Annotated in this window: 18 protein-coding genes; 2 read left to right on the plus strand and 16 right to left on the minus strand. The window is 49.3% G+C overall.

Annotation, left to right across the window (positions count from 1 at the left end):
- Position 1: 1 nt before the first annotated feature.
- Positions 2 to 3,433 (minus strand): helicase-exonuclease AddAB subunit AddB, encoded by a 3,432-nt coding sequence (addB, locus tag V8Q34_RS23935; RefSeq protein WP_244806472.1) that lies wholly within the window; start codon positions 3,431 to 3,433, stop codon positions 2 to 4.
- Positions 3,434 to 3,447: 14 nt separating this feature from the next.
- Positions 3,448 to 4,263 (minus strand): Cof-type HAD-IIB family hydrolase, encoded by an 816-nt coding sequence (locus V8Q34_RS23940; protein ID WP_033139207.1) that lies wholly within the window; start codon positions 4,261 to 4,263, stop codon positions 3,448 to 3,450.
- A gap of 323 nt (positions 4,264 to 4,586) precedes the next feature.
- Here V8Q34_RS23940 and V8Q34_RS23945 point away from each other — a divergent pair, with 323 nt between their 5' ends.
- Positions 4,587 to 5,129 carry a type III toxin-antitoxin system ToxN/AbiQ family toxin gene (locus tag V8Q34_RS23945; protein ID WP_033139206.1) on the plus strand — a complete coding sequence of 181 codons (543 nt, stop codon included), beginning with the start codon at positions 4,587 to 4,589 and terminating at the stop codon, positions 5,127 to 5,129.
- A gap of 80 nt (positions 5,130 to 5,209) precedes the next feature.
- Positions 5,210 to 5,647, plus strand: a complete 438-nt coding sequence (locus V8Q34_RS23950; RefSeq protein WP_018597792.1) for a hypothetical protein — start codon at positions 5,210 to 5,212, stop codon at positions 5,645 to 5,647.
- Positions 5,648 to 5,771: 124 nt separating this feature from the next.
- On the opposite strand, the gene V8Q34_RS23955 is transcribed toward V8Q34_RS23950, so the two are convergent.
- The 14 genes from V8Q34_RS23955 to V8Q34_RS24020 all read right to left on the minus strand — a co-directional run bounded on the left by V8Q34_RS23955 (position 5,772) and on the right by V8Q34_RS24020 (position 24,130).
- Positions 5,772 to 6,863: a LysM peptidoglycan-binding domain-containing protein gene (locus tag V8Q34_RS23955; RefSeq protein WP_335836471.1), complete on the minus strand. Its 1,092-nt coding sequence runs from the start codon at positions 6,861 to 6,863 to the stop codon at positions 5,772 to 5,774.
- Positions 6,864 to 7,187: 324 nt separating this feature from the next.
- Complete coding sequence (locus V8Q34_RS23960; protein ID WP_033139205.1) at positions 7,188 to 8,045, minus strand: carbohydrate ABC transporter permease; 858 nt, start codon at positions 8,043 to 8,045, stop codon at positions 7,188 to 7,190.
- Complete coding sequence (locus V8Q34_RS23965; RefSeq protein WP_033139204.1) at positions 8,045 to 9,085, minus strand: carbohydrate ABC transporter permease; 1,041 nt, start codon at positions 9,083 to 9,085, stop codon at positions 8,045 to 8,047. The genes V8Q34_RS23960 and V8Q34_RS23965 overlap by 1 nt, the downstream gene beginning before the upstream one ends.
- A 64-nt stretch (positions 9,086 to 9,149) precedes the next feature.
- Positions 9,150 to 10,484, minus strand: a complete 1,335-nt coding sequence (locus V8Q34_RS23970; RefSeq protein WP_033139203.1) for an ABC transporter substrate-binding protein — start codon at positions 10,482 to 10,484, stop codon at positions 9,150 to 9,152.
- 525 nt (positions 10,485 to 11,009) lie between these two features.
- Positions 11,010 to 12,026: a LacI family DNA-binding transcriptional regulator gene (locus V8Q34_RS23975; RefSeq protein WP_335836465.1), complete on the minus strand. Its 1,017-nt coding sequence runs from the start codon at positions 12,024 to 12,026 to the stop codon at positions 11,010 to 11,012.
- Positions 12,027 to 12,045: 19 nt separating this feature from the next.
- Positions 12,046 to 14,109 carry a glycoside hydrolase family 31 protein gene (locus tag V8Q34_RS23980; protein WP_335836466.1) on the minus strand — a complete coding sequence of 688 codons (2,064 nt, stop codon included), beginning with the start codon at positions 14,107 to 14,109 and terminating at the stop codon, positions 12,046 to 12,048.
- Between the two features lie 283 nt (positions 14,110 to 14,392).
- Positions 14,393 to 15,472: a hypothetical protein gene (locus V8Q34_RS23985; protein ID WP_335836467.1), complete on the minus strand. Its 1,080-nt coding sequence runs from the start codon at positions 15,470 to 15,472 to the stop codon at positions 14,393 to 14,395.
- Positions 15,473 to 15,555: 83 nt separating this feature from the next.
- The gene (locus tag V8Q34_RS23990; RefSeq protein WP_335836468.1) at positions 15,556 to 16,536 is read right to left on the minus strand and encodes a Gfo/Idh/MocA family protein; all 981 of its coding nucleotides are present in this window, start codon (positions 16,534 to 16,536) and stop codon (positions 15,556 to 15,558) included.
- Positions 16,537 to 16,573: 37 nt separating this feature from the next.
- Positions 16,574 to 17,668 (minus strand): alcohol dehydrogenase, encoded by a 1,095-nt coding sequence (locus tag V8Q34_RS23995; protein WP_054352002.1) that lies wholly within the window; start codon positions 17,666 to 17,668, stop codon positions 16,574 to 16,576.
- A gap of 52 nt (positions 17,669 to 17,720) precedes the next feature.
- Complete coding sequence (locus V8Q34_RS24000; protein WP_335836469.1) at positions 17,721 to 19,634, minus strand: NAD(+) synthase; 1,914 nt, start codon at positions 19,632 to 19,634, stop codon at positions 17,721 to 17,723.
- An 18-nt stretch (positions 19,635 to 19,652) separates the two neighbouring features.
- Complete coding sequence (hslO, locus tag V8Q34_RS24005) at positions 19,653 to 20,537, minus strand: Hsp33 family molecular chaperone HslO (protein WP_054352001.1); 885 nt, start codon at positions 20,535 to 20,537, stop codon at positions 19,653 to 19,655.
- Between the two features lie 66 nt (positions 20,538 to 20,603).
- Positions 20,604 to 21,365: a class I SAM-dependent DNA methyltransferase gene (locus tag V8Q34_RS24010; RefSeq protein WP_033139195.1), complete on the minus strand. Its 762-nt coding sequence runs from the start codon at positions 21,363 to 21,365 to the stop codon at positions 20,604 to 20,606.
- A gap of 378 nt (positions 21,366 to 21,743) precedes the next feature.
- Positions 21,744 to 23,951 carry a beta-glucosidase BglX gene (bglX, locus tag V8Q34_RS24015; RefSeq protein WP_335836470.1) on the minus strand — a complete coding sequence of 736 codons (2,208 nt, stop codon included), beginning with the start codon at positions 23,949 to 23,951 and terminating at the stop codon, positions 21,744 to 21,746.
- A gap of 17 nt (positions 23,952 to 23,968) precedes the next feature.
- Complete coding sequence (locus tag V8Q34_RS24020) at positions 23,969 to 24,130, minus strand: helix-turn-helix domain-containing protein (protein ID WP_335836472.1); 162 nt, start codon at positions 24,128 to 24,130, stop codon at positions 23,969 to 23,971.
- Between the last annotated feature and the right edge of the window lie 6 nt (positions 24,131 to 24,136).

Genomic DNA, 24,136 nt, shown 5'->3' on the forward strand with positions numbered 1-24,136 from the left:
TTTACACCTCCTTATCCACAGGGTCCTCAGACTTTTCCCCGTCTTTCATTCTGCCCCATATCTCCTCCGGCTTCAGAGGATTCAGTCTGCGGTAGTGGTATCCCGCGGTTTTCTCGTCAAACCCGCAGGCACCTTTATAAGGACAATACTGACACGCATTTCGTTTTCCCATCTCATAAGGCTGAGTCTCAGCCTCCCCTGCTAAAATCCTGCGGCCGATCTCCTTCATCTTCTGGTTTACATAATTCGATATCAGACGGAACTGCTCCGGGCTGACCGCACTGGAATTCCGTGACAGGCTTCCGTCCTTGTTGATGGTCACCGGAACACAGAGGGATGAGGTACCGTTTGCGCTCAGGTTTTCATCCAGCTTTTCCAGCACACCCCTGTCTGAGGAGGCCAGGCCGTTCATGCGCAGCTCCTTCAAAATGCGGCGGTTCAGCGCCTCCGGATCCTCCTCCTCCACTTTCTCAACCACAGGGTCTTTGATATTATAGTAAAAAATACCTGCAGGCACCACCTGCTTATCCGGATGGTTCCTCTGCTCCAGCTCCATAGCTGCGTTCATATACAGCACAAGCTGAAGCTGCAGGCCGTGATACAGAGCCAGCAGGTCAAAGGAGGTGTTTCCTGACTTATAGTCAATGACCTTCACCAGAACCTTGTCCTCCTCTTCGCAGGTATCCACCCGGTCAATCCTGCCCAGGAGTTTCATTTTCTCCTCCTTTGACAGGGCAATGTTGATACTCTCCAGAGAATCTGCCATGGCAAAAGAGACCTCGAAACGGCTGGGCGTGAACGCTCCCTGCTCCATCTGCTTTGTCAAAGCCCAGATGGTGCGCTTCATCATCCTTTTTACCCGGCTGACCATGTATTCATTTCTGGCACTGCTTTTCAGCACGGTATTTCCGTAGTAAGAAACTACCTCCTCCACACAGTCTTCTGCCATCTCATCCATCTGAACCTCATCAAGAGCAGTCCACGAAAGACCGCGCTGGTGCATTTTTTTTGCAAAACTCTCAAGGCCGCTGTGCAGTACATTTCCCATATCCATGGGGCTGAATTCATATCTGGCCCGCTCTTTTAATTCCAGGCCGTACGCCATAAAATGGGCACAGGCACACTGGGCAAACAATTCCAGACGGGTGGCGCTGTTCTCCAGGGTGGTGCCATAGAGCGCTCTTGCCACACTTCTTCCGATCTCATCCTCAGGATTGATGCGGAAAGCTCCTTCCACCATATTCTCCATGGTCTGTTTCCAGGCATCCTGCTTCTGGTACCAGGTAAAAAGCTCCTTCCAGAGCAAAGAAGGCTCACGTTCCAGAATTTCCTTAAATCCCCATGCCAGATACGCAAGTGCGCTTTTGGGATTTTCCACTTCCCAGACAGCATCCTCGGACGGCCGCTCCAAAACAAGCGCCGGAAACAGCTTCCTGACTGCACCGATCAAAAAGGACTGGGTCATGGGTTCCCCTCCGTCGTCGGCTCTGCTGTAGGAGAGATACAGTTTATCGGATGGCTTTGTCATATTCAGGTACAGATAGAACCTCTGAGTGTACAGATTCTCCCGGTAGGTGGGCGCCAGGGCAACAGAGGAAGCCTTTAAATCCTCCCGATTCAAATCTGACAGGATCTTGCCTGCAGCGTCCTCTCTTGGAATTTTCCCGTCATTTACACCCACAAAGAAAAGCACCCGGATATCCTTAAGCCTGGTCCTCTCCATATCACCCACAAGCACCTGGTCGGAACTGGGCGGAATAATACCGATCTTCACTTCGGAAAGGCCTGCCTCCAAAAGCTCCTTGAACTCCCGGAGGCTTACTTTCTCCTCCCCCAGAACCTCTGTCATCTTGTCAAAAAGGTCCATGACCATGGGGTAGATCTGCTCATATTCTTTTGCCCTGTCCATGGCGTTTTCTTTTGCGAACTCTTTTCTGCTTCTGTCCAATTTTTCCTGGATACCACAGGCAGTGATAAATTCATAGAAGGCCAGGACGCGTTCCCGAACAGTCCCTTTTCTGGTCTTCATCTGTTCCGTGAACGGGGCCAGGGTGTCCATGAGTTGCTGCCGTATCCTGTCAATCTCAGGAACCTCCTCCGGCTTTTCCCCGCGGTAGTGGAGCACCCACTCCTCCTGCCATTTGCGGAACCCACGGATTCCCATGCCAAGCACATAATTTTCCAGCCGGTCCATATCCCTGCAGGGCAGATCCAGCAGTCCGCAGCGCAGCAGCCGAAAAACACTCTCATAACTGTAATTTTCCAGAAGCATATCCACAGCCGAGCGGAGAAATTCCACAAAAGGATTCATGAATACAGACTTTTTCTGGTCTATGAAACAGGGGATATCAAACTTATCAAAGGCCCTTGCCGCATGGTCCGCATAGGTCTCCATATCTCCTGTGATCACTGCGAAATCCCGGCATCTGTATCCTTCCTCCCGCATCAGGCGGCGTATCATAAGAGCTGTCTCCTCCATCTCCCGGGCCGGGTTTCTGCTCTCCCGAATATGGACTGCCTGCTGTTCTTCTGTATAGACTTCCTTTCTGAACCGGAACAGATTCCGTTCCAGAAATGCCATGGGCTTATTATCGGAAAATCTTCCGTTTTCTTTTACCCATGTCTCCTCGATCTGACTGCCCGCCGCCCCCGCAAGTTTACATAACTTAGACACGGTTTCCCTGCTCAGATGAAAGAGATGGTGGGGGCTGCCCGGGCGATAGGGGTCCAGACGGTCATCCATGGTGACGGTCACGTACATGGTCTCACACAGAGGGAGAATCCGCTCCAAAAGCTGTAACTGAATAGGGGTAAAACCCGTATAGCCGTCCAGGACCATCACACTCCCGGCCAGCTTTCCGGACTTCCCTGCCACCCTTCCCAGCACCTCCAGCACTTCCTCCTGGGTGATAAAATTCCCTTCCAGGTAATCAAAAAATCCCCGGTACAGCACAGAGATATCTTTCAGCTTATAATACAGCTCCGGCTTGTCTTTCGCATAGTCCAGCATAAGGTCCATATCCTCTTTTGTGACCTCATACTGCTTCAGCTCTGACACCATGGATTTCATCTGGGAAATATAGCCCTGCTTTTTCATTTTCTCTCCCAGGATCTTCAGTTCCTTTTTCTTCTCCTGGGACACCTTGCGAAGCACCAGGCTTTTACCCGTCTCTTCCAGGACCTGCGCGCAGGATTCCCCTGTCTCCTCCAGAACGCGGTAGGCAAGGCGCTCAAAACTCAGGACATCTATATTCAGAATCCCCTTTTTGGGGTGCATCATTACAAGCTCTTTCTGCGTCTGCATGGTAAACTGCTCCGGAACCAGCACCAGATACTGCCGTCCGGGATGCTCCATGGATTCCTGTATGATCTTCTGATAAATATAGTGCGATTTCCCGGCCCCTGAAGCGCCGAATATAAAATGCAGCGGCATGGATTCCCTCCTTATTATTCTTTCAAGAAAAATTTCTCTATCACTTCTTCGACTCCGTCCTCATCATTGCTGCGGACTGTGATATAGTCAGCCACATCTTTTACCTTTTCCTGGGCATTTGCCATAGCTGCCCCAAGGCCTGCAAACTGTATCATGGAAATGTCGTTATATCCGTCCCCGCAGCACACCATCTCCTCCCTGGATATGCCCAGAAGCTTCAGCAGCTTTTCCAGACAATAGGCCTTGTCCACATTTTTAGGCGTTGCCTCCAGGAAAAACGGCTCTGAACGGAATATCTGGGCCTCATGGAGATACTCCTCAGCCAGAAGCGGCTCAATTCTCTCCAACTCATCCGGCTCTCCTGTGAGAAGACATTTATTCACCGGGAAGTTTACATAATTAGGGAAATCCTGTCTGTAACAGATGGGCAGACCTGTGATCCTTGACTCTGTCTCCATATAGATATCCGGCGTTGTCCCGGCAATGATCTGCTCCTCTTCATATGTGATGATTCCTACCTCATGGCGCACTGCGCTGCGGTAGAGCTTTCTGGGCATTCCCAGGGGAAGGGTCTTGGAATAAATGCACTCCTTTGTCTTCCAGTTCACGATCCTGGCGCCGTTAAAGGCCAGCACATAACTGCCGTATTTATCAAACTCCAGTTCATCTGCCACCGGCGCGATCCCCCTTGTGGGCCGCCCGGAAGCAATGGCTACCAGGGTACCCTGCTCCTGCAGTTTCTTTATGGCTGCTTTTGTCCTCGGCGTCACTTTTTTCTCTGTATTGGTAACTGTGCCGTCAATGTCCAGCACAAGCAATCGGTACTTCATATTTCTCCTGCCTCCTTAGCGACAAAAATTGTCTGCAAACAGTGTATCACAAAACGGGGGCGGAACCAACCTTGTTTTTCTGTTGGGGAATATTCTGAGCTCTAATTTTCTTGACATATTTTTAGTCGAAACGTATAATAATGATATAGATGAGCAATCATCATCAGGTGAGTTCCTACCAGAAGTGGAAAACTTTAACATCAGGAGAGTTCCTGCCAGATAGTGGAAAACTTTAACATCAGGAGATTCCCTGCCGGACAGTGGGAAACTTTAATATTAAGGGGCAGTCTTAGGACTGCCTCTTTTCATCAAAGGAGACAGATGTGGATACTCTACGATTATATGAAATTTCAGAAGAATACATCGCTTTTCTAAGAGCCGCTGATAGAAATGTATTCTCAGCAAAGGAAAATGACCGAAAACATACCAGAAAATATCTGGGTATTGTATATATTATTAATAATTATTATTACTATATTCCTCTTTCCTCTCCAAAAAACACAGATTACCAAATAATAAACGGTGAGCGGCGAATACGAAAAAGTATTATCCCAATCATAAGAATTACTGCGGTTTCCTCAAACGGAGAGCCGGAGTTGAAAGGAACCTTAAAACTGAGCAACATGATACCAGTTCCAGCATCTGAACTTACTTTGTACGATATCGACAATGAGTCAGACCGTCGTTATAAAGCATTGATACATAAAGAATTAATCTTTATCCGTAAGAATCAAAAGAAAATAAAACAGAATGCCAAACTTCTATATAAGCAAAAATCCGAAAACAATTCTTCCATCGGCTACCTGAAAAGCACAGTCGATTTCCGACTTCTCGAACAAAAACATGACGAGTTCATTCGCAGGTAATTTGTCCTCCCCAAAAGAATCCTTGCATATTTTCCCCACTTTCATAATAAGTTATAAAAAGGAATGCAGGAGGTGCAGCCATGAGCTCAAAGACCAAGATTGTCGTATTACATATGAAAGAAGTCATTTATACCATTATTTTCGTGGTACTTGCCATTCTTCTGGCGGTTCTTCTCTTTATGATGTTCGGAAAAGACCGGAAAGCCGACTCAGCCGCCACTTCAGCCGCTGTCTACCACGCTGGCGTGTATAAAAGCCCCATCACACTAAATGGCAACACATTTGACGTTGAGGTTACCGTGGACGAAAACCACATAAATGCCATATCTCTGGTAAATTTAAGCGAGACCACCACTGCCATGTATCCGCTGATGGAGCCCGCACTGGATGCGCTCTCCAGCCAGATATACGCATCGCAGACCACGGAAAACATCACCTATACAGACGAAAACAAATACACCTCAATGCTTCTGCTGGACGCCATCAATGAGGCACTTGACAAAGCAAAAGCTGACTGAACGCTGCGGCTCTTATCATGGCCGGCTCATACAAAAACGGGGATGCTCCGGAACATCCCCGTTTTTTCTGTCTGTTCTTCATCTGTTCTTCTGTCTGCATTTCATATCGTCTCTTCCTGCCTGCTCAGCTGACTGTAAGAACTTCCCCGGCGTAGATCAGATTCGGGTCCGCTATCCCGTTAACTGCCGCAAGCTGTGAAACCGTAGTCCCAAACCTGGCCGCGATCCCTGACAGCGTATCCCCGTAACGCACAATATAGGTCCTTCCCACATCCCCCGTACTTCCGGAGGCTGAAATCTGCAGAACCTCCCCGGGATAGATCAGGTTCGGATCAGAGATATGATTTATAGCCGCAAGCCTTGCCACAGAAATCCTGTACATCCGCGCTATCCCCCAGAGGGTATCTCCTCTTCGCACCATATACGTGTTATCCACCTGAGAAGACGATACCTGATCCGCAAGTGTGATCCTCAGCACTTCCCCGGGGTAAATCAGGTTGGGATTTGCTATCCCATTTTCAGAAACAATAGCAGATACACTGGTTCTGTACATCCGGGCAATCCCCCACAGCGTATCCCCGCTCTTAACCGTATACTCCACCGTAGACGAAGAAGGTTCGGGCATAGGCACAGGCCCCGGCACGCTTCCCGCTTCCTCTAAAAACATAGCATCTGTATAACGGTCCAAATCCACATACCCGGAAATCCCGGCCACATTCCCCGTATCCGAATACTGCCATCCTGCCCATGAGTCCCAGTTCACCTGTGACGAAGGCTCTGACACATCATATTCCGCGATCCAAAGGGGGTATTCTGTCAGCTCTCCCCCAAACACGTTCCCGGCATTGTAGGCATCACTATACACCACTGTCCCTTTACCGCTCAGGTTTTCCACGGTCCTGATAAACGCCAGCCCAATCTCATTCGCCTCCCCGGCACTCAGACGGGTCAAATCCTCAAAATCCATAGCCAGCCGACACTGAAACTCCTTTCCCTGAATCACGTTCATATAAAAATGTGCCTCATACACCGCCTGGGAAACTGTCCTGGCGGTCACATAATGATAAAATCCCACATTCAGCCCTGCAGCCCTGACTCTCTCATAATTCTGTTCAAAATATGGGTCTGTATAATCACTTCCCAGACTGGACCGGATATAGACTGTATCCACTCCGGTACCTGCCACCTCCTCAAAATCAATATCCCCCTGCCACATACTCACGTCAATCCCCTGCCGCTGATTCCCATCTTCAGGCGGCAGCGCGAAAACCGATGTACACCCCAACAGCATGAAAACACAAAAAAATAATATATATGAAGATACTCTCCTGATCATATTCATAAAAATCCTTTTTTTCTATCATATGACCCTCGTTTCCAATCGGTCACCTGCCGCCCTCCACTACCAGGGGAAAGCAAAGGGCCCGGGGCCGGGAGGCAAAGGCATCCGGACCCTTTGCTTTCCACGTCCATGTACCAAAAAAGCACCGGATACATTCTCCCCATATCCGGTGCTCAACTTCAAAACCTTTTTCACTTCTTACTTAATCGCTCCATCCACCATACCCTGAATGATCTGCTTCTGCGCAAACAGGAACAAAATAATAATAGGAATCATAGCCAGCAGCGCCGCCGACAAGATCAAATCCCACTGCTTCACATAAGACCCCACAAAACTGCTGACCGCCACAGGCAGCGTCTTGATCTTCCCATTCAGCCCCAGCATCAGAGAGGGAAGCAGGTAATCATTCCAGATCCAGATACCGTTCAGTATCAGAACCGTCACCTGTACAGGTTTCAAAAGCGGGAAAATAATACGGAAGAATGTCCCTTCCGGACTGCACCCATCGATCCAGGCAGCCTCCTCCAGCTCATAAGGAATCCCTTTCACAAACCCATGCAGAATAAACACGGACATAGACCCGCCGAATCCCAGATAAGCAAAGATAATCCCCTTATAACTCTGCAGCATCTGAATCCCGAAGAAGTTGGAGGTTTCCCGGAATGTGGAAAGCAGCGGCAGCATAACGACCTGGAAAGGAATAACCATAGCTGACACAAACAGCATAAAAATGAAACTGGACCATTTTGTTTTGTTTCTCACCAGAACCCATGCAGCCATACTGGAAAATACGGTCAGCAGCAAAAGGGAAACCGCTGTGATCAGCAGAGAGCTGAAGAAAGAATTCCAGTAGTTAAAGTTCTGGTTATGTATTACATTGCTCAGATTTGTAAAAATCTGTCCCCAATGCTCCGGCAGGGAAATAGGGCTTGTGATAATATCCGCGCTGCTCTTTGCGGAGTTCACAACCACCAGCAGGAAAGGAGCCAGGATGATAATTGTAAGAATCACACCAATAATTTCTGCGATTCCGGTTCTTATTTTCTGTGCCTTCATTACATTTCAACCTCCTTCTTCTTACTGATGGATACCTGTGTCAAAGACACGATCGCCAGGATGATAAAGAATACCACTGCCTTTGTCTGTCCCAATGCGTACTGGTTTTTACTGATAGCCGTGTTATAAATATTCAATGCCAAAAACTCGGTTGCCTGCACCGGTTTACCCGCCAGAATACGGCTGGGCGCACCATTGGTGATAGCCAGGTTCAGGTCAAACTGTTTGAATGAGTTGACCAGTGTCAGGAAAATACATACAGTAAATGTATTTGCGATCATGGGAACCTTGATCTTCAGCAGGGTTGTGATCTGGTTAGCCCCATCCACATTGGATGCCTCCAGAATATCCTTTGGCACACTCTGCAGACCTGTCACATAGATCATCATAATATACCCTGCGTACTGCCAGGTACTTACGATCAAAATAGCGGCAATCGCCAGATTGGGATCTGTCAGCATGGACGTGCTGCCTTCGATCACAGTTGTCATTACCTTGTTGAAAATAAACTGCCATACATAACCAAGTACAATACCACCGATCAGGTTCGGGATAAAGTAAGCCGCACGGTAGAAGTTTCTTCCCTTAACTTTTGATGTACAAAGAAGAGCCAGTCCGAAAGCCACCAGGTTCACAGCCAGCATATTGATCACCGTAAAGATAAAGGTTACCACAAATGAATAAATATAATCATTTGATTTAAACATACTGATGTAGTTGCCAAGTCCCACAAACTTCTCAAATTTGATTCCATTCCAGTCTGTCATGGAGTAAAAGATACCGCAGGCAAACGGAATCAATACTGTCACCGCAAACGCAAAGATCAGCGGAAACAGGAACAGCACATTGATAATGGAGCGGTGCTTTCTGGTCGGAAGCAGGTAGACGCCGGCTATCACAAGCAAAGCCCCTGCAATAAGAAGCGGTCCCCTGATCGTGGAGGCGCTGCCCGAAAAATCCATATAGAGTGCTGCTGCCATACCTATAATGCCCGCAGCCATGGCAGCGATTGATATCGTTTTTTTCAATTGAACATTCATGCCTTTTCCCCTTTTGAAAATTTACCGGCTGTCCTCCCCTCGGGGAAAACCGCCGGTAAACTGGTTAATTGCTTCCGTTAGATGCTACATAATCTTTGATTACTGATTCCATGGTGTCTACAAATCCCTGTTTATCCAGCTGTCCTTTTGCGTACAGCTCAAATACAGCTCCTGTGGCATTCTGTGCAATACCTTCCGGCTGTGTCAGCCAATCCCATGCATAGGTTTTTCCGTCCTTGATATAAGGAAGCATGCTTTTTGCCAGCGGTGTGCTCGGCTCCAGTGTGCAGGATTTATACGGAGAAACCATTCCGCAGTCCTCAACCAGGGCTTTCTGTCCCTCTTCGCTCTCTGCCAATGCCTTTAAAAATTCCTTGCAGGCGTCAATCTTATCACTCTCATTATAGATACCCCATACAGCCGGTGCGTCCACTATGATGCCGTCTGTATCCTCTTCCATAAATGCCGCCGGTGCCAGTCCGCATGCAAACTCTGCTTCATAGGTGGGAAGTGACGGGTCGATCCAGTTACCCTGGGTGATGAATGCTGCTTTTCCTGTAGCCCACAGTGCAAGCTGGTCATCATATGTACCGGAGATCAATACGTTCTGATCTGAATAATCAAACAATAACTGAAGCCAGTCACCGAACTGTCCCATTCTGTCTTTATCAATCTCCCCTTTGTTCAGCTTATCAATAATATCTTTGTCCGTTCTGTCTTTTCCCTGAGAAATGTAAGCTGCCATCATATGGTTGCCCGTTGACCAGTACATCTGTCCTGACTCTGCCGCTACAGCACACACAGATGTAATTCCCAGCTCGTCCTTCATGGAATCTATCTTCTCAAATGCCTCTTTGTAAGCATTGATATTTGTCAGCGCTGACGGGTCTACCCCCGCTTTATCCAGAATATCTTTGTTGTATGCCAGACCGATTCCTTCCAATGCGAAAGGCATTCCGTATACTTTTCCGTCCTCTCCCTTAAACGCATAATCCGTATCGTCGATCCAGGACTCTCCGTCCAGTGGTTCCAGCCAGTCTTTAAAAGAAGATTTGTAAGAGTCTGCAGCAAATGCAAAGATGTCCGGCATGTTGCCTGCTGCATAATAATTTTTGAGCTGTCCGTTTACATCCACACCGCCGCCCAGGGATTCGATCACAACTTCCTGTCCTGTCTCTTCCTGGTACTGCTTTGCAAACTCTTTCAAAGCTCCGTCAATCTCGATCTTTGTGTTCATAAAGCGAATGGCATCCTTGCTCACATCCGCTGTGTCCGTTGTCCCCTGTGTGTTGTCGTCTGCCTTGCTGGTGTCATTTCCACTGCCTGTATTTCCTCCGCATGCTCCCAGTGTAACTGTCATTGCTCCGGCAAGCAGTGCCGCTAAAACCTTCTTTTTCATCTCTCTTACCAACCTTTCTGAGGATTATCTTTTTATACCTTTTGCGCATAAGGTTTTGATGCTTTGTATCTTACCACCACTTCCGCGTAAAATCAATGTTTTTTATAACCTCTTATATTCATTTCTCTATTTTTCACAGAAACACTTCCCATTTTCCTGGTATTCAGCCTATATTTTTGTATAATTTTTACAAAAGGTTTTTCGCAAAACCTTTTTCAGTTCATTCGACGCTTTAACACTTTTGCGCATAAGCTTATATTCTGTATTCTCTGCTGCTGCCCTTTTCTTATGTCATTCACATTGTACACAATCCATAAAAAAAGCAAAAAAATACCGTATGGCGGCAGTATCTCTGCAGCCATACGGTATATTATTTGTAACGATTCAGCCAGCTGAATCGTTACGGGTATTCGCCCATTAAAAATCGCTTCGCGATGGGGCGAATACTTGCCGCCACTACTCTTTTGCACGGTCAGCGCAGTAAATGCGCAGACCTGACAGAACAGTTACTATTATTTTACTTTCTTACCCGTTGATCCTTTTTACAGAATCACGAATGACCATCTGTGTGGGAAGGACAACCAGTGTCTCCATGTCCTTGGGGTTTTCCTCCAACATTTTTACAAGCATATCAACCGCCACCAGTCCTTTTTCCTGGATATCCTGGCGCACAGTGGTGAGTGCCGGCCTTACCAGGGAGGCGTACTCCACGTCATCAAAGCCGGTGATGGATATGTCATCCGGAATCTTTCTCCCTCTGTCTTGAAAAGTATTGAGGAGCATTGCGGCATAATAATCCGAAGAACATATGATCGCCGTATAGGCAAAGGATTTCTCATACAGATCATCCAGATTGTTCTTCTCTCCCCTGTTTCCGGGACATATTTTCAGAAAATTTTCCTCGCTGCCAAAAAGTCCGGCCTCATCCATGGCCTGGCAGTATCCCAGGAACCGCTGATGATCCAGGTTCACATTATTATCGGCAAGAAACGCGACTTTTTTATGACCGCATCCGATGACATATTTTGTCATCTCATAGGCGGCTTTCTTATCCTCCAGCCGGATATTGATGCAGCGCTCCAGATCATTTGTATCATAATCGTCAATGATCACAATCGGCTTTTTGTAACGTTCCTGCAGGTATGAGATTTCCCCTTCCACAAAACCGCAGGTCACCAGTCCATCCATATTCCATGACAGGATAAATTTCTGGACCTGCCGGACATCATTCAGTGCGTAAACCATCAGATTATAGCCTCTGCTTCTCACACGGTCCTCCACTGCACCCAGCAGTTCCCCAAAAAACTGGTCTTTAAACGGATTTTCCTTTCCATTGACCTTTACCACCATACCGATGATCTTAGAGCGGTTGCTTGCCAGGTTGCGGGCATTGATGTTGGGCATATAGTCATACTCATCCAGAACCTTCCGGATACGCTCCACATTGGCAGGTGATACCTCTTTTGTCTTGCCGTGGATAACATTTGACACCGTGGTGGTGCTCACATTCAGCATATTGGCTATCTCTTTTATTGTAATCATTCTTAAATCCCCAATCTGTTTACAGTATTTCAGCTTGAATCTCTTTCTTCCGGCAGCCTGTATACACACAGGTTCCTGCCTTGTCGATTTCAATCATACCATAATTCGCCGGGTTTTCAAAGTCTTTCCCTTTTCCGTCATCCTCATACCACTCGTAAACGGCCTTCTCTTTTACGAATGCCAGGGCTTTTACGGAATCCGTATCCACATCTTCCGTGGATTCTCCGCCTTCAGACAGCAGAAGAATCTTATCCGGGCGCACAAATACCAGCATCTCATACAGACCTGCTTTCACATAATGGTGGCCTGCCGGCAGGATTTCCTTGTCAAAGTCCGTCAGGCTCCGGAAACGCAGAAGCGCCATCTCCTCCGGCAGATACACATATCTTCCCTCCGCGTTCTGGCTGTACACAGGAGCTATCATAAGGCTGTCTCCCACAAGAAGCTGGTCCTCCACCTGGGGTGCAAATTCATCTTCCGTGTAGACAAAGGACAGCGGTGTAAAATACATCTCACCGCGCAGGGCCGCCTTCATGTATTCGCTGTAAATATAGGGCAGCATGCCGTAGCGCAGTCCCAGAATATCCCTGAACCGGTCCATATGGTCAAACTGATAGACCTCCTGCATTCTGGTTCCCAGTGCCGTATGATTTCTCATAAGCGGTGAGAACATGGCAAGCTGGATCCAGCGCATTACCAGGTCTTCCGTGGTATCAGAACCGAATCCTCCGATATCGGCGCCTGTGTAGAGAATCCCCACCATGTTAAGGCTCGGCATCATCTTCAGGTTGAGAAGCAGGTGCTGCCACCAGGACTTGTTATCTCCTGTCCAGATACCGCCGTAGCGGTGCATTCCCACGTAAGAGGAGCGGGAGAACATGAGTATCCTCTTGTCAGGGCACAGACGCTCAAAGGCTTCCCCTGCCGCTCTGGTCATATTATAGCCGAACAGGTTATGAACCTTGTCGTGGCGCATCTGTCCTGCATCCGTCTTGTGATAGAACTTTTTAAAATCTTCTGTATTATTTGCCAGTCCATCCACCAGACCGGTAAATTTCTGGAAGGTATCCAGGTCCAGGTTCTTTCCTTTCAGGTCTGCAATGGCGTCAATGGTATCATCCATGCGGTCCTGAGCAAAAAAAATACTTGGTTCGTTCATATCATTCCAGAAGCCTTCAATCCCCTTATCCAGCAAAAACTTATATTGGTTTCCAAACCACTCCCTGGCGTCTTTGTTCAGCACATCAGGAAAATGCACTTGTCCCGGCCACACACCGGCGATAAATTCTTTTCCATCTTCGTCTTTGCAGAAATATCCCTTCTCCAAACCTTCCTCATAGACGGAATAGCCTTTTTCCACTTTCACACCGGCATCAATGATAGGCACCAGACGGATATTCTGCGCCTTCATATCCCTCACCAGACCTTCAAAATCCGGAAAACGCTCCTCGTCAATAGTGAAGTCCTTATACCGCTCCATGTAATCAATATCAAGGTAAATGCTGTCAAGAGGCAGATGATTCTTCCTGTGGCCCTCTGCTACCTCCCTGATGTCCGCCTCACATTTATAACCCCAGCGGCTCTGCTGGTATCCGAATGCCCATCTGGGCGGAATATAACTTCTGCCGATCAGACCCCTGAACTCCTTTACAATCTGCCGGATATCGCTGCCCTCCAGAATATAGACATCCGCATCCGGTTCCTCCAGTGTGATCACCAGCTCATCCATGTGGGTATAGCCCACGTCAAAGCTGATAATGCCCGGATAATCAAAAAAGACGCCAAAGGTCGTCTCACCGGCAATCACTAAAAAGTTGTGGGATGCGTACAGAGAATGCCTGTCCTCCAGATGGTTTGGCTCATCTGCACAGCAGCTTCGGTAAAGCCATCCCCGCTTGTTGATTCCTCTTACATTTTCCCCCAGTCCGTACACCAGGTCCTTTTCCCCAAGGCTGCAGGAAAATATAAGCCTGCCGTCCTGCTCTGTCTTTTGCAGATATGGCAGAGTCTGGGTCTCTGCCGCCATATCCTTTACAACCGCGTCCGTACAAAAAGGATTTCCGTATGTATATTTCCGTATCATGTCTGTTCCTCCTGGTTCTCCATATTTATTTTGACATCATAGCATATGCGTATTTTAGCCGCAATACCTTTTGCGCATAATTGATACAACGCACAATATATATCGAATGTATCATTGCATATTTCACTTGTTTATTTCTTTTTCTTCGTTTTTATGCACAAAACACATTTGATAAATTCAGTCAAAATAACATAATGAAAATCCCGGATTTTTTTATACAGCAAAAAGGGGAACGTACCCATATACGTTCCCCGCTGCCTGCCTTAAATCTCAGTTCCGGCACTCACTGTGTTTCATCTGTATTCTGTTCTGCAGATCCTGAATCCTCCTCTGTCCCTTTTTCCCTTTCCTCTTCTTCCATCTTCTCTCTGGCTTCCTTTGGTCTTAAATAATACTTATTAAACGGAACTTCCCCGTACTTTTCCAGAGCTTTCTCTTCCCCGTATTTTTCCACATACTCATCAATGGACATATCATCGTCAGAATCGGTATCCGCAGGGTCTGAATCCTGCCCGTTTTGTTCCGGCTGTTCCTGTTCTCCGCCGTTGGACTCATTATTTTCAGGGTCCGGTGTTTCCGGTGCATTGGAAGGATTCTCCTGGTCCCCGGAAACTTCTCCCTGCTCCTCATCAGAAACAGCATTTTCGGGCACCGCTGCAGATATGACCTCCTTCACCGCATAGGGAAACAGTCCGCCGTAAGGGTTCTCCACAATGCGAAAGGAACTCACGGCTGACGGTGTATCGGAGGATGCCGGATATGGATAATGTGAACTCACATTTACGATCCAGCCCCCGTCTGTGCCTTCTTTATAGTCCTGTATGGAGACAGTCATTTCTACCTGGTCACCAAGCGCAAAGAGATATTCATTTTCCACGGATTCTATACCCATCTCCTGCTCTAAGTCCGCCGTAAGTTCAGGCAGTGTTTCAATACCTGCAAACAGTCCCTGGGCATATTCTTTTACCACTCCGGACGGGACACGTTTCATGGAGGAATCCTCTGTGTAATCCACTCCGTTATCGCCGACTCTGGCGTAATCAGTGATAATGCGGTTCAGGACTCCCCATACATATTTACTGTCAGAAGCGCTGTATTCAAGCGGCTCCCGGCTTTGTGCCTGAAAGCGTATCACGGAGTCAAAGATCGGCAGCATTTTCTCCAGCTTCCCGGTCTCTATGGCTGCCTTCTCCGCGGTATCCCCTTTTGCATCTGTTTTTTCTTCTTTTCCGGTTTCCTCCCGGGTCTCTGTTTTCTTGTCAGACTTGTCGTTCTCTTTTGAAGAACATCCCATAAGACCGGTGACTGCAAACAGAAGCACAGCCATGGATGCAGCAAGGACAATCCCTCTTTTTTTAATCATTCTTGTACTCCTCCCTTTTTCTACAAATGTAGTATCTATCTATATACTACATTTGCAGTAAGGAAAAGTCAACCGGTATTTTCTTATTTTTCCATTGGATAACGAAAGCCCCATTTCTCACGGACAGCATCCATCTGCTCCATAATGCGGATCGTTTCGCTGTGGGGCATATCCGGGCATTCGCACATCCCCTCTTCTATGGCCTTTTTGCAGGCCCTTACCTCGTATTCATAGCCGCTGATCTGTTTTGGCTGGTCATATCTGGCTGTCACTTCCCGTTTTTCATTATAGACTGTGATGGACTCGAAATTATTGATGTTTTCCACAACCAGAAAGCCCTTTGTCCCGTAAATGATTCCCTGTCTGTCGGAAAGGGCGCGGAGGGAACTGTTCAGCACCGACATCTTCCCATCCGGATATCTAATGGTTATGCTGCTCTGTGCGTCCACTCCCGTATCTGTCATAATGACGGAAGTGTCAATGGAGGAGATGTCATCCCCGAACGCAATAGATGCAAATGTCAGAGTGTAGACACCTACATCCAAAAGGGCGCCACCTGCCAGTTCAGGCTTCATCATCCTGGGTACTGACTCCAGCAGATATCCCAGGTTAGCGGTCAGGGTATACGGTGTGCCGATGGCACCGGAGGCAAGTACCTCCTGCAGTGTCCTTGCCATGGGCATATATCTGACCCACATGGCCTCTGCCAGAAGCAGTCCCTTTTCTTTTGAGAGCGCAGTCATCTCTTCGGCCTCCCGGGCATTTACGGCAAATGCCTTCTCGCACAGGACGTTCCTGCCGTTTTCAAGCAGCATTTTCACATGGGAACAGTGTTCTGAGATTGGGGTTGCCACATAGACCAGGTCTACCTTCTCATCTGCTGCCATCTCTTCATATGTACCGAATGCCTTTTCAAATCCGTATTTTTCTGCAAACGCGTCTGCCTTTTCCTGACATCTGGATGCCACTGCATACAGCTCCACATCCTCCATACAGCGGAGTGTCTCCGCCATAGTGGCTGCAATATTTCCTGTGCTCAATACACCCACTCTTAATTTTTCCATATCGTTCTCCTTCTGCGGTCTTATTTTGTCCGCATTCTTATGGTTTTACCGCGTATTTTATCACGCCGTCCTTTTTCTGTTCAAATATCTCATATGCCTTCATAATATCTTCCAGACGGGTCCTGTGGGTGATCAGGCATCCTGTATCCAGCTTCTTTGCCGCCAGAAGCTCCATGATCTCCTCACAATAGCAGCCGTCCACTCCGCCTGTTTTAAAAGTCAGATTCCTGCCGTACATCTGCGGCAGGGGCAGAGTCTGATCTCTTTCATACATGGCAGCGATCACCACAACCGCGTTGGGCCTGGCTGTCTTCCAGGCCAGCTCAAAGGTATCCGTTCCGCCTGCGGCCTCAAATACCACATCTGCGCCTCTTCCGTGGCTCTCTGCAAGGACACGCTGCACAACAGTCTCCTGTACCTTCCCCGCAACATCGGCATAATCCTCTGCCCCATAGCGGCAGGGCTCTTCCGCGGGACATACCGTCACATCGGCAAGCCCCTGTCTTTTCGCCAGTTCCAGTCTGCTTTCATCCACGTCTATGGCGATGATCTTGGCAGGACTGTACAGCCGGGCACACATCATGGTACAGAGTCCGGTGGGGCCGGCTCCTATAACCACAACTGTATCTGCCGGCTTTACCTCACCCAGTCTGGCAGCCCAGTAGCCGGTGGAGAGTATATCCCCGGTAAAAAGAGCCTCCTCATCGGTCACATGGTCCGGTATCTTAGTCAGTCCATTGTCCGCACAGGGAATGCGGCAGTATTCCGCCTGTCCTCCGTCTATGCGGCATCCGAGAGCCCAGCCTCCGTTTTCATGCTCACAGTTGTTCACAAACCCGCGCCTGCAGAAAAAGCACTCCCCGCAGAAAGTCTCCACATTGACAGCCACTCTGTCTCCGGGCTTCACCTTCTTCACCGCGCTTCCTGTTTCCACCACCTGTCCGACAAACTCGTGCCCCAGGATGGTTCCCGGTACGGCTTTCGGCACTGCACCGTGTTTTATATGAATATCGCTGGAGCATATGGTGGTAAGTGTCACTTTCACAATAGCATCCCCCGGGTCCCGGATCACAGGGATATCACGCTCCTCCAGAGATACCGCGCCTTTCCCCTGATACACTACAGCACGCATTTTATTCGTCCGCAAATCCTGCGCCCCCTTTCTATCCTCTGGCCTTATCCGCTTATCCCAGAGTCTCCAACTCATCCATCCAGATCCTCACAGATGCGTCACTGGGCATCCGCAGATCTCCTCTGGGTGACACTGCCACGCTGCCCACTTTTGGACCGTCCGGCAGGCAGGAACGCTTAAACTGCTGGGAGAAAAATCTCCAGTAAAATTTCTTCAGCCATTTCAGTATCACTTCGTCATGATACATGCCCGCGAAGGCGATTCTGGCTATGCGGTAGATCTTAGCGGGACCGAACTGGAAACGCATCATATAATACAGGAAGAAATCGTGCAGCTCGTAGGGGCCCACCAAATCCTCTGTCTTCTGGGAAATGACACCGTCCGTGGGCGGAAGCAGCTCAGGGCTCACCGGTGTATCCAGCACATCCTCCAGAATGGCTGCCAGTTCCGGTTCCCCGCAGGTATCCGCGTAATAGCGCACCAGATGGCGGACGAGAGTCTTCGGCACAGAGCCGTTTACCCCGTACATGGACATATGGTCCCCGTTGTAAGTTGCCCATCCGAGAGCCAGCTCCGACAAATCCCCTGTTCCGATCACAAGGCCGCCGCAGCTGTTGGCAATGTCCATAATAACCTGGGTCCTCTCCCTGGCCTGTGCGTTTTCAAAGGTCACACTGTGGTCCTGATAGTCATGACCGATATCCTCAAAATGCTGCAGCACTGCCTTTTTTATGTCAACCTCACGAAGCGTGGCTCCCAGTCTTCTTGTGAGTTCACAGGCATTGGTATATGTCCTGTCCGTGGTGCCGAAGCAGGGCATGGTCACCGCTGTGATCTGGCTTCTGGCAAGACCGCACAGATCAAAGGCTCTTGCAGTCACCAGAAGGGCAAGGGTGGAATCCAGACCGCCGGAAATGCCCAGAACTGCAGCTTTGCATCCTGTATGGTCCAGACGTTTTTTAAGCCCCATGGCCTGCATGGTGAGGATCTCATCACATCTTCTCTCTCTGTCTTTTTTATCATCCGGCACAAAGGGGCTGGGGTCAAAGAAACGGGACAGGGCTGTCTGCTCCTGTTTCACATGGAAGGAAATCTGTGTATATTCCTCCTTGGATTCCGGCTGCCAGGTAGAGATCCTTCTTCTCTCGCTTTCCAGGCGCTCCACATCAATTTCACCGTAAATGGTCTCATTGGCAAAGCGTTTTGCCTCCCGCAGAATGGTTCCGTTCTCCGCGATCAGATTCTGTCCTCCGAATACCAGATCCTGGGTGGACTCCCCGTTGCCTGCGGTTGCATATACATATCCGCAGATGAGGCGGGCGGACTGTCCGGCTACCAGTTCTCTTCGGTAGGCATCCTTTCCTGTGGTCTCGTCGCTGGCTGAGAGATTGACGATCAAAGTGGCTCCTGCCATGGCATGGAAAATACTGGGCGGATTCGGTGCCCACAGGTCTTCACAGATTTCTGCTGCCACACAGAGTCCCGGTACTTCCGCACAGTGGAACAGCAGATTCTGTCCAAAGGGAACTTTCTCCCCCTGCCAGTCCACATATCCGTCAAATGCCTGGCCAGGAACAAAGTATCTGGCCTCGTAAAATTCACCGTAATTGGGCAGATGGTGCTTGGGGACAAATCCCAGTATCCTGCCCTGGTTCAGCACTGCCGCCGCATTGTAGAGCTTGCCTTTATGCCTCAGGGGAAGTCCGATGAAGATCAGACCGTCCACATCCTGAAGCTCTCTCTGGATTGTCTTCAGCTCCTCCTCTGCCCTGTGTAAAAGAGCTCCCTGCCAAAACAGGTCCTGGCAGGTATATCCTGTCAGACAAAGCTCCGGGAACACCAGGATCTTTGCCCCGTTCCCGGCCATTTCCCTGGCCTTCTCCACAATTTCCTGTCTGTTGTGTGCACAGTCTGCTACCAGTATATCCGGCGTTGCGGCCGCCACTTTGATAAAACCATCTCTCATATTGTACCTGACCTTTCTTTACCCTCTTTTGCAGCGTTTTAATATATTTTTCAGCTCTTCCACAGAGAATGTGTAATTTCTGTTGCAGAAGTGACAGTTCATCTCTATCTCTTTCCCCTCATCGATCATTTCCTGCAGCTCTTTTCTGCCTACGCTGATCAATGCTTTTTCCACCCGGTCTTTATCACAGTTGCAATAAAATTGTGTGGGAATCGTCTCATTGATCTCTATATCAAAGCCTTTCAGCAGGGTCTTCAGCAGAGATTCCGGTGTATGGCCTTCCTCCAGCATGGTTGTGACGGAGGTTACATCCTTCAGATTTTCTTCCAGCTGACTGATGACCGATTCCTCTGTAAAGGGCATGAGCTGGATGATAAAGCCGCCGGCCTGTTTTACCGTGTTATCCTTTTCCATGAGGACACCAAGGCCTACGGATGAGGGAACCTGTTCGCTGGTAGCGAAATAATAGGTCAAATCCTCGGCAATCTCACTGGTCTGCAGCACGGTCTGGCCTACATACGGCTCCTTCAGACCCATATCTTTGATCACATTCATGAAGCCCACACCTACGGCTCCTGCCACGTCCAGCTTTCCCTTGTCATTTGCATGGAGGATGACATTTGGATTGCCCACATAGCCTTTCACATTGCCTTTGGAATCTGCGGTCACGGTTATGCCCTCCAGAGGACCTCCTGCCTTGACCTGCAGGGTCAGTAAATCTTTTTCGCCCTTCATCATGACGCCCATCATGCTTCCTGCGGTGAGGAGGCGTCCCAGGGCTGCTGTTGCCACCGGGCTTGTATTGTGCGCTGCCCGGGCGTGCTCTGTCAAATCTCTTGTGGTTGCAGCAAAAGCGCGGATCTGGCTGTTTGCTGCGGTTGCTCTTACTATATAGTCTGCCATGTTTTTTCTCCTTTTATTATAATAACTCAGGCGAATCTTTGCCGGTACTGCCTGTAGTAATCGCTTTTATTTTCCGTTTTCCTGTGCAAGGATGTAGACGCGCTCACTGTCTTCCTTTACCGGGTCATGGGTGAATGCGTCGTAAGCGGCGAGGAATTTCATGCCGGATGCCTCTATGAGCTGTCTGATCTCCTCCAGGGTGTAGGCTTTCTGGTAGTGGACTTCCTCGTATTTGCGGTAGAGGATCTCCCCGCCGTGTTCTTCCGGAATGAAGAGAGAGAGGTCGTATTCGTTGATGTTCTCCTCCTCGTCAAAATAGTTGTCCCAGATAAAACTGGCGTCCTCCCGGTCCTCCGCTATGGTCTGTTCGCCCAGTATCTCTCTGTATTTGTAGAAAGTGTTCAGGTCAAATATGAAAATGCCCTTAGGGTCCAGGTAGTTGTTGACCAGACGGAATACCTCCAGGAGGTCTTCCTTTTCTGTGATGTAGTTCATGCTGTCGCAGATGGAGACTACTGCCCGCACAGTGCCGTAGAGCTCGAATTCGCGCATGTCCTGCAGAAGGTAGAGGATGTCCTGGCCGTCCTCCGCTTTTTTCTCCATGGCGATCTCCAGCATGTCCGGGGAGTTGTCAATGGCTATCATGTCGTAGCCGGAAGATGACAGGATCCTGGTGGCATTGCCGGTGCCGCAGCCTAATTCCAGGATCAGGCCGTCTTCTATGTTATATTCTTTCAAAAGCCCGGTGAGATATGCGCACCATTCTTCATAGGGGATGTTGTCCATAAAGAGGTCGTATACGCGGGCGAAGTTTTCGTAGGAACTCATGAGGGGCCTCCGTGGGGGTTTTTTCTTTTTTATACTATCACGAAAAGGGGGGTGGTGCAAGAGGGACGGGGAATCCGGTGCGGCGTCGGCGAGGGAGGGCTGTATCCCGGGGGCGAAGCGTTCCGCTGTCCGGAAGCTAACCTGCTCCCAGTCACTAAATTCGTCGGCAATGGCCTCCTCATTAAGTGTCTGGGGCAGGTGGATCTTCCGAACGCTCCACTAAGACATCGCCCCCGGGATACAGCCCTCCCTCGCCGACGCCGCACCGGATTCCCCTGGGTATTGGATGGCCGCAGGGTTGTGAAAAAAAGAAAAATCCCTCTCCTGCTTGTTATAGGGATAAGGGGGAGAGGGATTGTATTTGTATTTAGTTTTTTGTTATGGTAAGAGGGTGAATTGGGTTTGGTTGGTGGTGGTGCTGTCGGTGCCTATGTAGAGGTCGAAGGTGCCGGGTTCGCTTTCCGGGAGGGAGTGTTCGGTGAGGAAGCGGAGGTCCTGGTCGGTGATGTGGAAGGTTACTTTTTGGGATTCACCGGGGTGGAGGTGGATCTTGCGGAAGTGTTTCAGCTCTTTGACAGGGCGGACGACGGTGGCGGCTCTGTCGTGGATGTAGAGCTGGATGACCTCGGTTCCGGAAAGGGGACCTTCGTTTTTAATGGTTACGGATGCCTGGATGGTTTCGGTTTTGGTCATTGCGGGCTTGTCCAGCTCTATGGGGGAGATGGAGAAGGTGGTGTAGCTCAGGCCGTAGCCGAAAGGATATAAGGGGGCATTGGGGATGTCCAGGTATTTGGAGCGGAAGCGGTCTTTGTCTGCTCCGGTATAGGGGCGGCCGGTGGAGTATTCGTTGTAATGGACCGGGACCTGGCCGACGCTGTAGGGGAAACTCATGGGGAGTTTGCCGCTGGGGTTAAAGGCGCCTGTGAGAACATCCATGACCGCGTGGGCACCTTCTGTGCCCGGCATCCATACCTGAAGGATGGCCTTGGCTTTACCGGAAAGTTCTCGGATGTCCAGGGGTCTTCCGGAGAAGAGGATGACGGCAATGTTCTGGTTGACCTCGTAAATTTTGTTGAAGAGGGTCTGCTGGATCTCGGGGATCTGTATGTTTGCATTGCTGGTGGCCTCGCCGGACTGGACGTAGTGCTCACCTAAAGGCATGATGACCAGGTCTGCTTTTTTTGCGGCTTCTATGGCTTCTGCGAGCATTTTCTGCTGCTGCTCCGGGGAAATGGATTCCTCCGTCTGCTCTGTGAAGCCTTCCAGACGGATGTCATTTCCAAGGAGCGGACTGCCGGGATGGAAGGATACTTCTGTGCTGTCAAGGGATTCCAGGGCGGCTTCCCGGAGGGTCAGGGTGTCTTCCGGGCGTCCGATGAAGGACCAGGAGCCTGACATGCTGCGGTTATCTGTGTAGGGGCCTATGAATGCAATGTGCTGTCCTTTTTTCAGGGGAAGGACAGACTCGTTTTTCAGGAGGACGAAGGACTTGCAGGCGGCCTCTCTGGCAAGAGCTTTGTGTTCCTTACATAGGATGATTTCTTTTTCTTTGGACTCGTCCGCGTCTTTGTAGGGGTTCTCAAAGAGGCCCAGTTTGTTTTTCAGCTCCAGAATGCGGAGAACTGCTTCATCCACCAGTTGTTCATCGAGGATGCCCTCCTCTATGAGTGCTGTCAGATGCTCGGAGTAGATGCCGGTCATCATATCAATGTCAACACCGGCTTCGGCGGCTCTGACGGCTGCTTCTTTTCTGTCTTCACAGTATCCGTGGTAGATGATCTCCTCGATAGCGGCCCAGTCGGATATGAGGACTCCGTCAAAACCCATCTCCTCTCTCAGGATATGACGCATGAGCCATTTATTGCCGGTTGCAGGGACTCCGTTTATGGTGTTGAAGGAGGTCATGACCAGGGCTGCACCCGCGTCAATGCCGGCTTTGTAGGAGGGAAGGTAAAATTCGCGCAGGGTATGTTCTGAAAGCTCCACAGTGTTATAGTCACGGCCTGCCGTGGGGGCGCCGTATCCCGCAAAATGTTTTACACAGGCAGCTATGTTGTAAGGCTCCTTCAGGTCCTCCCCCTGAAAGCCCCTGACCATGGCTTCGGAGAAGAGGCAGTTCAGATAGGTATCCTCCCCGGTGGATTCCATGACTCTGCCCCAGCGGGCATCGCGGACCAGGTCCACCATAGGCGCAAATGTCACGTGAAGACCGCTGACAGCAGCTTCTTTGGCTGCTGCGGCAGCTAACTTTTCAGACAGCTCCGGCTCAAAAGTGGCGCCCTGCCCCAGGGGAATGGGGAATATGGTGCGGAAGCCGTTGATGATGTCAAGCATAAAGAGCAGCGGAATCTTGTGAGGATGTTTTTCCACATAGTTTTTCTGGATCTCTTTTATTTTTGACGCGCCAAGGGCACCTAAAACAGAACCGGCCTGGGATATATTCTCCTCTGTGAAGCCGTTTTCCTTCATAGGGCCTGTGATAACTGTGTCGTCCATGTAAAAATTGCCGGCCACCTGGAGCATCTGGTTAACCTTTTCCTGCAGGGACATGTCTTTTAAAAGTTCTGTTAACTGTTGTTTTGTCATGATCTTTCCTCTCTGTTTTACTGGTTTATTTTGAATTTTCTACGGTATTCCAGGGGCGAGAATCCTGTGTTCTCCCGGAACATTTTTGTGAAATAGGAGAAATTACTGTAACCCACATAGATGGATACGGTATTGATGGGCAGACTGCTCCGGGTCAGCATATTTTTTGCCTCCTCCACCCGTTT

It is taken from the genome of Blautia sp. JLR.GB0024 (assembly GCF_037000545.1).
Taxonomy (GTDB): Bacteria; Bacillota; Clostridia; order Lachnospirales; family Lachnospiraceae; genus Blautia; species Blautia celeris.